General features: G+C 59.9%; 15 protein-coding genes. 11 read left to right on the top strand and 4 right to left on the bottom strand.

Annotated elements, in window-relative coordinates; all coding sequences use genetic code 11:
- Positions 1-17 precede the first annotated feature (17 nt).
- From HDF08_RS20280 to HDF08_RS20270, 3 genes are read left to right on the top strand one after another with little or no spacing between them, the layout of a single operon-like run.
- Positions 18-362 (top strand): c-type cytochrome, encoded by a 345-nt coding sequence (locus HDF08_RS20280; RefSeq protein ID WP_179640462.1) that lies wholly within the window; start codon positions 18-20, stop codon positions 360-362.
- Entirely contained in the window at positions 359-736 is a 378-nt protein-coding gene (locus HDF08_RS20275; RefSeq protein WP_179640461.1) for a hypothetical protein, read from the top strand. The genes HDF08_RS20280 and HDF08_RS20275 overlap by 4 nt, the downstream gene beginning before the upstream one ends.
- Positions 733-1,212, top strand: coding sequence for a DUF4442 domain-containing protein (locus HDF08_RS20270; protein ID WP_179640460.1), 480 nt, complete (start codon positions 733-735; stop codon positions 1,210-1,212). Before HDF08_RS20275 ends, HDF08_RS20270 begins: the two co-directional genes overlap by 4 nt.
- A gap of 317 nt (positions 1,213-1,529) precedes the next feature.
- On the opposite strand, the gene HDF08_RS20265 is transcribed toward HDF08_RS20270, so the two are convergent.
- Both HDF08_RS20265 and HDF08_RS20260 read right to left on the bottom strand, forming a co-directional pair.
- Positions 1,530-2,678: a hypothetical protein gene (locus HDF08_RS20265; protein WP_179640459.1), complete on the bottom strand. Its 1,149-nt coding sequence runs from the start codon at positions 2,676-2,678 to the stop codon at positions 1,530-1,532.
- A 185-nt stretch (positions 2,679-2,863) separates the two neighbouring features.
- Entirely contained in the window at positions 2,864-5,314 is a 2,451-nt protein-coding gene (locus tag HDF08_RS20260) for a TonB-dependent receptor (RefSeq protein ID WP_179640458.1), read from the bottom strand.
- A 244-nt stretch (positions 5,315-5,558) separates the two neighbouring features.
- Here HDF08_RS20260 and HDF08_RS20255 point away from each other — a divergent pair, with 244 nt between their 5' ends.
- The 6 genes from HDF08_RS20255 to HDF08_RS20230 all read left to right on the top strand — a co-directional run bounded on the left by HDF08_RS20255 (position 5,559) and on the right by HDF08_RS20230 (position 9,257).
- Positions 5,559-5,957 carry an ArsR/SmtB family transcription factor gene (locus HDF08_RS20255; protein WP_179640457.1) on the top strand — a complete coding sequence of 133 codons (399 nt, stop codon included), beginning with the start codon at positions 5,559-5,561 and terminating at the stop codon, positions 5,955-5,957.
- Positions 5,941-6,399, top strand: coding sequence for an SRPBCC family protein (locus HDF08_RS20250; RefSeq protein WP_257031301.1), 459 nt, complete (start codon positions 5,941-5,943; stop codon positions 6,397-6,399). Before HDF08_RS20255 ends, HDF08_RS20250 begins: the two co-directional genes overlap by 17 nt.
- Positions 6,400-6,496: 97 nt before the next feature.
- The gene (locus HDF08_RS20245; protein WP_179640456.1) at positions 6,497-7,012 is read left to right on the top strand and encodes a DinB family protein; all 516 of its coding nucleotides are present in this window, start codon (positions 6,497-6,499) and stop codon (positions 7,010-7,012) included.
- A 45-nt stretch (positions 7,013-7,057) separates the two neighbouring features.
- Positions 7,058-7,990, top strand: a complete 933-nt coding sequence (locus tag HDF08_RS20240; protein ID WP_257031300.1) for a DUF899 domain-containing protein — start codon at positions 7,058-7,060, stop codon at positions 7,988-7,990.
- A gap of 86 nt (positions 7,991-8,076) precedes the next feature.
- A complete protein-coding gene (gene lipA, locus HDF08_RS20235; protein ID WP_179640455.1) occupies positions 8,077-9,042 on the top strand; it encodes a lipoyl synthase in 966 nt (321 codons plus the stop codon).
- A gap of 11 nt (positions 9,043-9,053) precedes the next feature.
- Complete coding sequence (locus HDF08_RS20230) at positions 9,054-9,257, top strand: hypothetical protein (protein WP_179640454.1); 204 nt, start codon at positions 9,054-9,056, stop codon at positions 9,255-9,257.
- Between the two features lie 39 nt (positions 9,258-9,296).
- Here the strand turns inward: HDF08_RS20230 and HDF08_RS20225 are convergent, their stop codons facing one another.
- Positions 9,297-9,839, bottom strand: a complete 543-nt coding sequence (locus tag HDF08_RS20225; RefSeq protein ID WP_179640453.1) for a protein-disulfide reductase DsbD domain-containing protein — start codon at positions 9,837-9,839, stop codon at positions 9,297-9,299.
- Complete coding sequence (locus HDF08_RS20220; RefSeq protein WP_179640452.1) at positions 9,836-11,698, bottom strand: tetratricopeptide repeat protein; 1,863 nt, start codon at positions 11,696-11,698, stop codon at positions 9,836-9,838. The genes HDF08_RS20225 and HDF08_RS20220 overlap by 4 nt, the downstream gene beginning before the upstream one ends.
- 146 nt (positions 11,699-11,844) lie before the next feature.
- Here HDF08_RS20220 and HDF08_RS20215 point away from each other — a divergent pair, with 146 nt between their 5' ends.
- Positions 11,845-12,246: a BlaI/MecI/CopY family transcriptional regulator gene (locus tag HDF08_RS20215; RefSeq protein ID WP_373563242.1), complete on the top strand. Its 402-nt coding sequence runs from the start codon at positions 11,845-11,847 to the stop codon at positions 12,244-12,246.
- On the top strand, positions 12,243-13,973 hold the full coding sequence (locus HDF08_RS20210; protein ID WP_179640451.1) for a M56 family metallopeptidase: 1,731 nt from the start codon (positions 12,243-12,245) through the stop codon (positions 13,971-13,973). The genes HDF08_RS20215 and HDF08_RS20210 overlap by 4 nt, the downstream gene beginning before the upstream one ends.
- Positions 13,974-14,152 lie beyond the last annotated feature (179 nt).

The raw sequence follows: 14,152 nt of genomic DNA, 5'->3' as shown, positions 1-14,152 counted from the left end.
GATGAGAGAATAAGAGGATGGTTCGGGCTTTTTCTCTGTTGTTTTTGTTGGGTGTGATGGTGGGATGCAAGTCGATAGCTCCACCGACTCCGCTCGCGGATTTGAACGCGCAGCAGATGCATGGACACGCGGTGTATCAGGCGCATTGTGCGCAGTGCCACTATGACCGCAAGGATGCCGCGCTGCATGGCCCGGCTTTGATTGGGATGTTCAAAAAGCCTTATCTGTCGAGTGGTGCGCCGGCGAATGATGAGCGTGTGACCGCGACGATTGTGCATGGACGCAACCTGATGCCGGCGCAGGGGAGTACGCTGGATCCGCAGGATCTCGATGACCTGCTGGCGTATCTGCATAGTCTATGAGCGATCCGGAAGAGATAAAGAAGCTCGAAGCGCGGGCGCATGGAATGTTGCCGGGAGTGGCGGGGATTGCGCTGTTCATGCTGGTGCTGACGATGGTGAATGCGTTCGCTGCGTTGAATGGCAAGTTTGGTGTGGGTGCGGGAAAGTATGGCGTGCTGGCGTTGTGCACGCTGCTGGCGGCGGGAGTGTTTGGACTACTGCGGCTGCGGCGATGGGGCTGGGCGCTGGTGCTGGGTGGGTGTTTGACGCTTTGCTTAGGGAATCTGTTTGTGTTTGAGAAGACGCGCGAATTGCCATATTTGGTGCAGGGATTGTTTGCGCTGGTGTTCTTTCTTTACCTGGTTAGAACGGAAGTTCGGGATAGATTGCGATGAGCTGGTGGCTGCGCCATATCGGGTGGTGGCCTCCGCTGTTTGGGACGGGTATTAAGGTGACACGGCTGGATAAGGATCTGCGCACGATTGATGTGGAGATGCCGCTGCGGCCTTGGAATCGCAACTATATGGGGGTGCAGTTTGGCGGGTCGCTGTTTGCGCTGACCGATCCGTTTTACATGATTATGCTGGCTACCAATCTGGGGCCGGAGTTTGTGGTCTGGGATAAGGCGGCGTCAATACGTTACAAAAAGCCTGGATTGGGGCGGGTTCGCGCGGAGTTTCGCCTGACGGCGGAGCGGCTGGAGGAGGTTCGGATGTTGCTCGCGGCGGAGGGGCGGACCGATGTTCGATTTCCGGTGGAGGTGAAGGACGATGCGGGAGGAGTGGTCGCGGAGGTGGAGCGGGTGATCTATTGCGCGACGAAAAAGGCGCATAAGGAGAGGAAAAAAATGCGGGGTGGTGGCGGGGGCTGATTTTGCGGTTTTGCTGGTGTTTTTTGAGGGGGGTTTGCGGAAAAGACGGTTTTGGGTGTGGTGTTTTGGTGGTGCGGTTGTGGTGGATTGCTGGTGCGAGGGTGGTGTTTCGCCGCGTGCTTTTGCGGGTTGAAAAGTACGCCAGCTTTTTTGATTTATTTTTCTGCACGGATCTCTACTCAAGATCTCTGCACCCGATTGTCCTGCCGGACGGGCCCACTACGCGTGGCGCGGTCACTTCGTGACGTGTGTACCGGTCTTGGTGGGTTAGCGGCTGGGGTCCTCCCTTCGGTCGGGGTGTTGGCGTGGCTGCTTGCTTATTTGCTGGCTTGTGCGTTTCCCGTGCGCAGATTTGCCGGATTGGCGTAGCTCGAATTGGTCTGGACTGACGCGATGGGCACACAGGGGCGAGGGGGGGCGTTCTGGCCAGGAAGCACCTGCGGGCCTGCCGTTCGCATCTGGCCTGCGGGGCATGGCTGGAGAAGCTGAGTCGGACGTAGATCGGCGGGCAGGGGTGGGGCGTCAATGGCGCCGGTCAGGACGGCGTTCTCCTTCGAACCGGGCCAGGCGTAGGGAGCCACCCGGATAGGTCCGTACCCCACCACGGGGAACTTGGTCGGCACCGAAAAACTCCGGTCAACCAGCACGTAGGCCGACTCCGGCACCTTGCCCAACAGGCGGGCGTCGGAGGCGAGCTGCAGGACGTGGTCGCCTACGGTTACGGTGAGGGTCTTGTCGTCGAAGGCCTTCTTTTGCTCGACGGCGCCGGGGAAGGGATCGTTCGAGATGATCGTCGTCCCAACGCCGGGCACGTAGATGTAGACGTATTTGAGGTCCTTGATCTCGTAGTTGAGTGCGGCCTTGCCGGTCATTCCGTCGACGGTGAGGGTGCCGCGGCTGATCGAGACCGAGACTAACTTGGGCGCCTTCTCTTTTGGCGGATGCAGCTTCTTGCCGTTCTCGTCGTATCCGAGCTCGTTCTTCGTCTGCATGACGGGCTTATTCTGTGCGTCGAAGAGGGGGTGTCCCTTCTTGTCGCGCTGCTGCCGGATCGGCGGGTTGAACATGAGCTTTCCGTCGGGGTCCTGCTGCTGCTTGCCCTCTGCGTCGAGCATCGGAGTTGGCGGCAGCTCTACTACGGTGTTTGGCCCGGTGTACTCCTGCTTGCCTTTTTTATTTTTCACAGCCGTTGCGGGTAGAAGGGCGGTTGGAGACGGTGCGGCTTTGGTCTCGGCGAGAGACGGACTGGTCTGCCCCTGATCGGGCGCGGGCTGGGATACTTCTGTGGACTCCGGGGCGGACTGCGGGGCCGACTGTACCTGGGGCGCGGTTTGTGTCTGCTGCTCGGGCTGGACCTGCGCGAGGACGTGACCAACCGAGGTAAAGGCCAAGACCACGCCCAGCAGACCAGAGAGCGATGGAGTATTTGTCCGGGTTATCGTCTGCATGATTGAGATTCGCGTCATTGAGGTTCCTCCTCCATGTTTCTCTGCTGTCGAAGACGGCGCACGTGATCGTAAAAGACCCTGTGGCGAGGATATCCCCAGTTCGTAATCTGTTCATGCTCTTTCTCCAATTACATCTACGACTTCCGGGTCATTACCTTGTGTGTACGGGGGAGGAAAAGATTGCCTGTGCAGCAGAACTTGGTTTAGAACGTCCTCCGCAGAGAGAAGCGAGCTTGGAATGGCTCCACAGGATGGAAGACCTCTGTGAAGGCCGACTCTACTTTGGGAGTGATGCGCGACTCGTAGGCGTAGTCGATGTCGTGATCGTGGCGGTTTAGCAGATTCAGGAACTCGACTGAGCCGCGCCAGCTTCGCAGGAAGGTGTAGCCAATCTCGCCGTTTAGCAGCGCGGTGGTGTTGGAGCGATAGATGCCGTCGGAGGTGAGGTCTCGCGGTCCGAAGAAGCGGAGTCTCAGGCTCGAGGAGAAGCCCTTCAGATCGTGCAGAGTGAGACCGGAGGCGATCACCACGCCCACAGCCTCAGGTACGCGCTTACCGCCCAAACTGTTCGGCGCGGCATCGCCCGCATCTGTCTCAGTGAACAGAGCTTTAGAGTTCGCAAGATCGAAGTCGAAGGTCCAGTGCTCCATCGGCGTGTAGAAGTTTGCCCACTCGAAACCATAGCGTTCGCTTGGCTGCTGCGAAGCGACTGTGCCGCCCGTGTCACCGGATTGCTGAAGCTCCGACGCGCTGTGGAGATACCAGAGTGACAAGGTACTTTGCAGATGTGAAAGGGCCGCTGTGCGGATACCTATTTCGCCGCCCTTAGTGGGAATTAATGCAGGGATAGGCGTGGCTAGCGTGTTTGGGTAGGGATTTTCCGCTGAAACCGGTTCAACCTTTAGCGTTGTGCCGCGACCATCGTTGCTGTGAAAGCTGAATCCCGCTTGCGCATAGAACTCGGTGCGTTCCCACGGGCTGAAGATCAGGCTCGCCTTGGGGCTAGGCAACGCCTTGATCGCTGTACCGGAGTTGGCCGAGGTAACGAGGCTAGTGACGCTGAAACGCTGCACCTCTCCTCGCATAGCGACAACAGAGCGAAACTTGTTCGCCCATTGCACTCGGTTCTCCGCATAGAAGCCGACCTGCGTATCGGTAAGGAGGTCGGCCTGGGTCGTCGCTGGTAGCGTGTTGCCGGTTTCAGAGTCAGTCTTGTCGCCGCGTACGCGGTCCTGCGACTGGTACAGCCCGTTGTGAATCCAGTCGTTGCGCACCTGCAGACCGAACGTGTTCTCTACCCTGCGACCGAACCACTCGTTTTGGATCGTGTGGCGCGCATCCAACCCGGCGGCCCAGCGCCTGTCCTGCTGCTCGAACTGGTCGCCTCGATTCAAGTCCGTCAGAAAATAGGTGAAGTCGGAGAAGAGGTCGAGATCGTAGTAGAACCCATAAGCGGTGACCTTCGTCTGCGAGTTCGCGCCCTGCCGGTGCGACTCCCCCTGGAGGCTGTAGCGCTGGGAGTGACCCCCGTCGGTCGAGTTCAGCGTGCCGAAGATTCCGACGAGCGGCACTGCGTTTTCGGCAATCTGATCGCTTGAATGCCATTGCCCGTGATAGCCGCGTGCCGTAAGACTGAACCCATTGCCATCACTGTCCTGGCTGTAGGTGAGCAGACCGTTGAACTTGTAGTAGTTGTCGGGATGCGTCCAGGGACCGTTATCGTGGTATGCCTCGCCGCCATAGAGCAGGTTACCGGCGCCAAGCTTATGGGACGCCCCGAAGACCATCCGCCCGTAACCGTACATGCCGCCTTCAATCTGCACGAAGCTCTGCGGTAACGTCCTAAAAAACTCCAGATGGGCGGAGCCAGCGGAGCTGTAGTTGCCCACGTCCCCATAGTACGGGCCTTTCTCAAAGTTCACGCGCTGCACCAGCTCTGGAATCACGATGTTCATGTCCGCGTACCCCTCGCCGTGTGCATGCGAGGGCAGGTTCAGCGGCATACCGTCGATGAAAATGGCGAAATCTGTTCCGTGGTCGAGGTTGAAGCCGCGCAGAAAATATTGATTGGCCTTGCCGCCCCCGGCATGCTGCGTGATGATGACACCGGGGATCGTTTCCAGTAGCTCACCGGAACGAAGGATCGGCCGATTTTGAATCTCCTTTGCGCCCACGGTACCCTGCGTGCCAGAGTCAGCAATGCCTTCGAGATCGTCTTCGCGGCCCTGCACATCGACTGTTGTATTTACCGGGCGAAGACCAAGCGTGAGCCGAAGCGGATCAATATTCTCGCCAGCGTGGAGGGTCAAGACAATCTCCCGAGTCAAGAACCCGGGACTTGATACGAAGAGCCTATACTTTCCTTCAGTTGACAGCGCGATGGAGAAGGCTCCGGCATCATCAGCATTCTCCGTGCACTGCACCGAACCATCTGCACGCACAATACGCACGGTGGCTCCGCTGATCACGGCACCCGATGCATCGACGACAATGCCCACCACCTGCGTGGTCCGAAGTTCGGCCTCAGGCCTCGCTTGCGTCGTTTTGGTCCTATCAGGCATCTGCGCCAGTGCTGTCACAGCATAGGCCGCCAGAAGGAGGCAGGCCGTATGCAATAGGCCTCGAAATGTCACATGGATGCCGTGGATGTTCAAGACGAGGGTTCCTGATGTTGGTTTTACTAGCGGCCGGTGGTTGACTATTCGGCGGATGCGAAAAAGCAGAAACTCACGTTCCGGTGCTTCTTTATTTCCTTAAGCATACGGCTCATGTGCTTCCTAAACCGTAAGTCCTCACAAACGGCTTCCCCGAAGTTGGCCCGGACAGGGTTCTGTCTCTTGCCGGGAATGATAGAGTCGGGCTTGACATATTCTCATATGGGAATGTAATGTTTTGGCCATGGCACGAGCGACCACTACTTCGGACAGTTTCAACGCGGTTGCTGAGCCTCGCCGGCGGGAGATTTTGAGTTATCTTGCTGGAGCGGAGCGGCCGGTTGGAGAGATTGTGGTGGCTCTTGGCCTCCCGCAGCCTTCGGTCTCAAAGCATCTGCGGGTGCTGCACGATGTGGGGCTGGTTCGGATGCGTTGTCACGGGCGCCAGAAGCTTTACCGGACGAATGCGGAGGCGATACGGCCGCTGCACGAGTGGGCTGCAACGTTTGAGCGGTACTGGCAACATCAGATGCTTCGCGTGAAGGAGCTGGCGGAGGCTACGGTTCGCCAGGGCTCGGCAGATTTGAACTCGGCAGACCCACCCCCAGACTCAAACCCAAGGAGAGATGATGATTTCTACTGACAAGACGCTCGAAGAGTTGACTTTCACGATCAAGCAGGAGATCCACGTGAAGGCGCCGATGGATGTAACCTTTGCGGCGCTGCTGGAGCAGTTGGGGCCGGGCAACCAGATGCCTGACGGCAAGTCCCTGAACATGAAGATTGAAGCGTGGCCCGGGGGCCGTTGGTACCGCGACCTGGGCGATGGCAATGGGCACTTCTGGGCGAATGTGCAGGCGATCAAGCGGCCTGCGCTGCTGGAGTTTGCCGGACCTTTGTTCGCTTCTTACCCGCTTGTGTCGAATGTGCAATATCGGCTGAGTGAGGTCGAGGGAGGAACCTTGATCACGTTCCGCCACAGTGCGCTGGGCTTTGTCTCCGAAGATCATAAGGCGGGGGTGAACGAGGGCTGGGCGTCGATGCACGAGCGGGTTCGTGCGTATGCAGAGGCCTCGCGCAAATAGCGGATTTTAAGCAGAGGCAGTACTTGCACTACTCGGGAGTGCAGCGGTTGTACTCCTGATCCGGCTTTGAAGGACAGCAACCCAAAAGGAGAGTGGCATGATTTCACAGTACCTACTTGAAGAGTTTGAATCCCAGGTCCCGGTTACGCGGAGGTTTCTCGAGCGCCTTCCCGGCGACTCGCTTACCTGGAAGCCTCATCCCAGGTCTTTGACCGCTGGGCAACTGGCCTATCACCTCGCCTTCGTGCCTGGAGGAGTGGTTCGCGGAGCTCAGCAGAGCCAGATCTCTCCGCCGGCGTTCCAGTTTCCCCAGCCGGCAAGCGTGCTGGAGGTCCTCGAGACGTTCGACCAGAGCGTGGCCACGGTGCGCGAGGTGTTGCCGGGATTCGATGACGCCGCGATGAATGCAACCTGGCGCATCGTTGACGGCGACAAGGAGATTGCAGCCATGCCGCGCGTTGCCTTCCTGCGCAACATCATGCTCAACCACTGGTACCAGCACCGCGGCCAGTTCTGCGTGTATTTGCGACTGCTCGACGTTGCTGTGCCGTCGAGCTGGGGACCTAGCGCGGATGAGCGCTCCGCACTGCAGCCGGAGCCTCAGCCGGCGTAGATCGCGGTGCAGTAGAACGGCCCGTAGCGCAAGGAGGAGAAGCCTATGTGTCCAGTGTGTCTGGCAACTGCAGCGCTGATCGCCGGCAGCGTCACCTCTTCGGGTGGGCTGGCTGCTGTTGCGATTCGGAAGCTCGGCGTAAAGGTGTCTCGGGAAGAGAGTGGAGCGGGGGAGATGGCTCCGAGGTCGAATCAGTCAGAATCGGTCAGCCGAATAAGGAGAGAGACGATGGCAACGAGCATGATGGAGAAGGCGAAGGTAGTGTCGCAGGAGGATTGGCTTGCGGCTCGCGAGGGACTGATGGAGCGGGAGAAACAACTGACGCGGGAGCGCGATGCGTTGGCGGCTGCACGCCGGCGGATGCCTTGGCAGTCGGTAGAGAACCAGTACGCGTTCGCGGGGCCGAAGGGGAAGGCGAGCCTGCTGGATCTGTTCGAGGGGCGGCGCCAGCTGGTGGTCTATCGGGCTTTCTTTGAGCCGGGCGTGTTTGGGTGGCCTGACCATGCGTGCCGTGGCTGCTCGCTGGGTGCGGACCAGGTGTCGCATCTGTCGCATCTGAATGCGCGCGATACGACTCTGGTCTACGCCTCGCGCGCGCCGCAGCCGGAGATTGAACGACTGAAGAAGCGGATGGGCTGGACGATGCCGTGGTACACCATCACCGATGACTTCGATGTGGACTTTGGCGTGGACCAGTGGCATGGCCATAATGCGTTTATCCGCGAGGGCAACAAGGTGTTTCGCACATACTTCATCAATAGCCGCGGGGATGAGGCGATGGGTAGCGTGTGGAGTTATCTGGACATGACGGCACTTGGACGGCAGGAGGAGTGGGAGGATTCGCCTGAGGGTTATCCGCAGACCGCGCCGTACAAGTGGTGGAACTGGCACGATGAGTATGCGGCCAACGTCTCGCTCGATCCGAAATGGGCGAAGGCGGTCGACAGCGCCAGGGTGACGCTGGGTCTGAAGGACTGACTGCGTGAAGAGTCTGATAGAGGCGCGGGGCTTGGCGCGCCTTGGGATTCGGACGGGGGTTTTGGCGGGTTGGTTACAATTGAGGAATGACTCCGCCCGTGGCCCCGTTGACTCCAGAGCTGGTGCAGATTGATCTGACGCCGCGTAAGCCTGCGCCGAAGCCGGCGTGGTTGAAGGCGAAGGCTCCGATGGGGGAGACCTTTCATAATCTGAAGAAGATGGCTCGCGAGCTGAACTTGCATACGGTGTGCGAGAGCGCGCAGTGTCCGAATATTGGCGAGTGCTGGAATCAGAAGTCGGCGACGTTCATGATGCTGGGGAATCTTTGCACGCGGCGATGCGGGTTCTGCGCGGTGCCTAAGGGTAAGCCGGAGCCGATTGATTTCGATGAGCCGCGGCGGGTGGCGTATGCGGTGGCGCAGCTTGGGCTGGCGCATGCGGTGATTACGAGCGTGAATCGCGATGACGATAATGTGGGCGCGGCGCGGGCGTTTGTAAGTGTGATTGAAGAGATTCGGATGCAGGCTCCGGGGTGCAGGGTGGAGGTGCTGACGCCGGACTTTCAAGGGAACGAAGAGGCGCTAAGGTTGGTGGTGGCGGCGTGGCCGGAGATTCTGAACCACAATATTGAGACGGTGCCGCGGCTGTACCGGGTGGCGAAGTCGGGTGGGCGGTATGAGAAATCGCTGCGGTTTTTAGAGCATGCGAAGGAGCTTGCTGCGGAGATGTTCGGCGATCGCGATGGGGGCGAGATTGTAACTCGGCCATTTGTAACCAAAACAGGCATTATTGTGGGGATGGGCGAGGAGATGCACGAGCTGCTGGGGGTGTTTCGTGACCTAGCGGATCGGAAGGTGGATATTCTGACGATTGGGCAGTATCTGCGGCCTAGCCGGGATCATCTGCCGATGGCTCGGTACTATACGCCGGAGGAGTTTGCTTTTCTAAAGCATGAGGCTGTGGGGATGGGCTTCAAGCATGTGGAGAGTGGGCCGCTGGTAAGAAGTAGCTACCATGCGCAGGAGCAGGCGGAGAGCACTGGGCTGGCGTAGGAGGAGTTGCTATGAGTTGGACCGCCGTAAGCAGACACGACTATCTCCCGATTCTGGCGGGAGTGATAGGTGTGCTGGCTGCATATCTTGGGTTTTCGCGACAGGCTGCGCTAAAAACAGGCAGGGGAGACAACTTCAGCATGCCCGTTCGCATTGCTGGCGTCGCGCTCCTTATCACCGGCGCCGTGTTACTTGGCGTTGTAGTTTTTTCATGAACGCATGAAGAATGATGGGATGTGGCGGGACATTTGATCCTATTGCGTGATGGTGATGGGGACTTCTACGGTGTCGGTGTGGGGTGGGAGACAGACCCGGTCGTTGCAGGATTGATAGCGGATGAGGACGTGGAGCGCGGAGGGGCCGAGGGGTGCGTCTTTTGCCAGCGTCAGGTGCAGGGTGAAGTCGGCGGTGGTTTCAAAGAAGCCGGTTTGCAGGTTGAAGAGGGGATCGAGGAGGATCTTTGGCTTGGTCTCTTCTACGCGGAGGAGGTCGGCGGGGTCGCCTTCGGTGAGTCCGATGACGGTGGCGACGGGGCCTCCGGTGGGCTCTTCAAGGGCGTAGAGGTGCCAGCCTGAGTCGATCTGGCCGGTGAGGGCGAGATTGACCTTCGCTCCCTGCTTGAGGGGTTTGGTGGGCGGATTTTTGATCTGCCATTGGACGGGCGGCTTCGCTGCGTGGGCGGGTGTGAGACTTAGGACGGCGTAAGCTGCGGTGAGGATGAGGCGAGTGGGGCCTGTCTTCATAGTGAAGCTTGGTTTCATGGTGGAGCTTGGTTTCATCGCGGAGCTTGGTTTCATTTTGCTGCTCCGGTTTTTGCGGCGGCCTCGGACTGTTGGGCTGGTGGCTCCGATTGCGACTGATGGATCTGGCTGCCGGTAGAGGCTAGCGGGACGAAGGCTGCCTGGAGGACGCGGTGGGTGGTGGTGTCTTCGACCCAGGCGGCGATGGCGAGGTGAGCGGGTTCGAGGGTGGTGTCTTTTGCGAGGAACACGACCTTGCCGAAGCGGTCGTTCTTTTGCTCGTAGGTGTCGAGGTAGGTTTTGAGGGTGGCGCTGATGGCTGCGGGATCGAAGGTTGCTTCGAGCGCCTTTCCGGCCTCGACGGGGGACCCGGTGCCTGCGGGCTGCGCGAGAGAGCGGACGACCATGCGGTGGAAGCGGATTCCGTTTTCGCCGCTGTAGCGGACGTCGTCTTCTACGAGAGCGAAGTTGGCGACGAGATGCGGTTCGATTGAAGCGGGCTGGGCTGCGGGGGCGGGCGGTGTGGCTGTAGCTGCGGGGATAGCCGCGGGGGTCTTGGCGTCGGCCTCTTTCGCCGGTGGATCAGGGGCAAGGCTTTGCTGCAGGAGCTGTGGGTTGTCGATGGAGACGGTGGCGCTTGCATGGATCATGCCGTCCGGAGCGCGGGTTGCGGTGAGTTGTAGATTTACTCCGCTGGGTTTGGTGGTGTCGGCGTCGATCTTCTTGATGGCTTCGTTGTAGGAGGTTTCAGCGTTGGCGCGCGGGCCTCCGCCTTCCCATAGCGGTTTGCCGTTGAGTTTGGAGGTGGGCGTGAAGGCGACGCGGTAGGACTTGGCGCGGGCGATGGAGTCGGGGTTGGCAAGCGGATCGGGGTCGGGGATGTGCTGATCGAAGGCGAGGACGACGAGCTGTTTGCGGGAGTAGGTCTTGAGGAGGGCGTCGACGGCGAGGTCGGCGCTGACGCAGGGGTCGCAGGCGGAGCCCGTGAAGAGCTCGAGCAGTGCGGTGCGGCTGCCGTCGGTTGGCTTCGCCGGTTGCGGGGTGAAGGGATCGGGAAAGATGCGCGCGTACTGGGCGTCCATGTCGGCGAGGAAGCTTTGATCGCTGCCTCCATGGGAGTTGCGGTAGAGCTCTATCATCTTTTCGCGCCAGGGGGATTTGAGTTCGCCGGTGAGCTGGGCACGCTCGAGGTCTTCGAGGGCTTCAGCGTCTTTGTGTTGGTCGAGCGCCTGTTCGCCGCGCAGGAGGTTGACCTCGGCTACGGTGGGATCGAGGGCGTAGGCCTGATCGAGCAGAGCTGCAGCGGGCTCAGGCTTGTGCTCGTCCATATCGACTTTGGCGAGGGCGGCGAGGGCGTTGGCTCGTCCTTTGGTGAACCTGGAGTGCCTTGCTGCAGCGGAGGGGGCAGGGTACTTGTATTTCTTTGCGTTATCGAGGACGTCTTTGTCGCAGTCGGCTTCGTTGAATTTCCTGGAGGCATCTTTGGCGAGCTTTTCGGCGCGAGGAAGATCGACGCCAGTGTCGTTTGCTTCGGCGAGCGTGTCGGCGACATCAGTCTCGTAGAAGAGCCTGACGAAGCCTTTGCCGGCGTCTTTGATCTCGATCTTTGCCTGGCTGTCGATCTCGGCAGTGCGTTGCGGGAAGTATTTGACGAGGGTGTCGAAGATGTCGCCCTGGGCGCGACTGACTCTGGTGCTCTTGGGGTAGTTCTTGAGGAAGAGCTGCATGGCGGCGAGACGCTCTGCGGGATCGACGGTGGCGCGGGCGGCGTCGAAGGCTCGCTGGTCTGCGGGGAGCTGCATCTTTGGCGGGTTTGAGCCGGTGGCCTGCGCGTGGCTGCCGATTGCGAAGAGAAGTAGAACCGCTATCCCTGCTGCTGTTCCCAGTGCTCTGCCGATCCGATTGCTTCCAAACATTCTGGTCCCTCGTTCGCCGTGGTGAAAGTTCTAAATTTGCTTCCAGTCTACTGTGTTGCCCGGAGCTTTAATGAAGTCCTAAGGCTTTAGTTGACAAAAGTGGGAGATCTGCTGCTTAATCTACTAAAGCATTAGGAGGTGGATGGGTGACGACGCAGACGAAGACGAATCAAGGGCTGACGCCGCTGGAGCTGGAGATTATGCAGGTTCTGTGGGAGGCGGGGCCGTGCACGGTGAGTGAGGTGCAGCCGAGGTTGAAGGCGGAGCTGGCCTACACGACGGTGCAGACGATGTTGAATGTGCTGCTGCGCAAGAGCAAGGTGAAGCGGGTGCAGGAGGGGCGTGCGTTTCGTTACCGGGCAGTGGTGAGTCGGGATCGGGCGACGGGGAGCGCGTTGAACGACATGGTGAAGCGGATGTTTGGCGGATCGAGCGAGGCGCTGCTGATGGCGATGGTGGACGCGCGGCAGATCAGCGCAGACGAGCTGGAGCGGGTAGGGAAGAGGCTGGCGGCGGCGGAGCGTGATTCGGCGAAGGAGGAGAGATGATCGAACGGACGCTGGTGGAGTATGTCGCGAATGCGTTGTGGCAGGTGCCGATGCTGGCCGGTGGCGCGTGGTTGATGCTTGCAGCCGTGAAGGCGGGGCCGCGAATGCAGCATGGAGTGTGGTTGATGGTGCTGGGTCTGGCGGTAGTGCTTCCGCTGCATGGAATGGGTGGGGAGCTGGCGCCGGTTCGAGTGCGCCCGAACGCGCGGGTGCTTGTGGGAGCTAGTGATGTGGTGCCGGCTAGTGGGGATCTGGGGGCGCGGGGATTCGGCGAGAAGCAGGGAGAGACCTCGCTTCAGCCACGACGTGTGGAGGTTTCGGTGACGGCGGCTCGTTGGGTGGTGGGTTTTTATGCAGGTGCGGTGATGTTTGGGTTATGGAGAGTGGTGTGGGCCTGGCGTGCGGCACGGCGGCTGGTGGAGCGGTCGCGAGAGGTGACCCTTGCGGGAGAACAGACGGTGGTGCTGGAGGACTATGGGCGGCGGCTTCGCATCAGGCTGCCGCAGGTGCGCGAGAGTGTGGAGATCTCGAGCCCGATGATCGTGGGGGTGATTGCGCCGGTGATTCTTCTGCCGGTGGAGTTTGCACGATATGAGGCCGAGGAGATGAGGGCGGCGCTGCTGCATGAGCTGGCTCATGTGAAGCGGAGGGACACGCTGGAGAGTGCGATCTGCCAGTTGATGGCGCTGCCGGTGAGCTGGCATCCGGTGACGCACTGGGTGCAGGGGAGGATTCGGCGGACGCGTGAGATGGTGTGCGATGCGATGGCCGCGGAGGAGATGCGGTCCGAGATTGGATATGCGCGATGTTTGCTGACGCTGGCGAGGGGCATGATGGCAGGGCGGGAGTTGGAGCGCGAGACGGCAGGGGTTGGGTTGTTCCAGTTATTTAACAGCAATGTACTGGAGGAGAGAGTGATGAGACTGATGAAGACGGAGTCGGTAGTGGGCGTGCGGACGAAGGTGATTCGCTTGGCGAGTGGAGCGGTGGCGATGGTGGCGACGATGGCGGTGGCTGCGATGTTTCACTTGACTCCGACGATGGCGCAGGAGCAGATGCAGGCTCCGTTGCCGGAGATTGGACAGAGTGTGGCTCCGCAGGCCGTGCCAGATGCAGCTCCGAAGGCTGCGCCGAATGCCGCTGCTTCGGATTCAGCGGAGCGCAAGGTCACGGCCAGTGGGAAGCAGGCCGATGTTGTGGCAAAAAAAGGACAACATGTCTATCGCTGGGAAGGCTCGGAGGATGAGCCGGTCGCGATCGTCAATGGACGGGTTCGCAAGCTCACTCCTGAGGAGCGCAGACAGATAAAGCAGCAGATGGAAAGGGCGAGTAAGGAAATAGCGGCGGCAACGGCGAGGATCAATAGCCCGGAGTTCAAGAGAGAGATAGAAGAGGCCGCCGCAGCCTCGGCGAAGGTGAATAGTCCGGAGTTCAGGAAGCAGATCGAAGAGGCGCAGTTGCAGGCGATGAAGGCGAACGAGATGGTTCATAGCGAGGCGTTCAAAGAGCAGATGGCAGAGGTGCAGAGAAATCTGAAGACGATGGAGATGCCGCGGATTCAGGAAGAGATTGCGAGGGCGACCGCAGAGGTGAATAGTCCTGAATTCAAGCAGCAGATGGCAGATATGCAGAGGGAGCTCAATGGAGAGATACAACAACGAATGGCGGAGGCGATGAAGCAGATGAAAGAGGCGCAGGAGGAGATGAAGGACGTCTCGCCGAAGTAGAACAGAGCAAAGGATACTGCGAAGCCACTCGATGGGATCGGGTGGCTTTTTTGTTGTCCTGCCGGACGGGCCCACTCCGCGTGGGGCGGTCACTTCGTGACGTGTGTCCCTTGCTTGGGTGAGGTTAGCTGCTTCGGCCCTCCCGTTGGTCGGGTTGGGATTTGGATTGCTTGGTCGGG

This window comes from Tunturiibacter empetritectus (assembly GCF_013410875.1).
Taxonomy (GTDB): Bacteria; Acidobacteriota; Terriglobia; order Terriglobales; family Acidobacteriaceae; genus Edaphobacter; species Edaphobacter empetritectus.
This window is presented reverse-complemented; position numbering and strand designations above follow the sequence as displayed.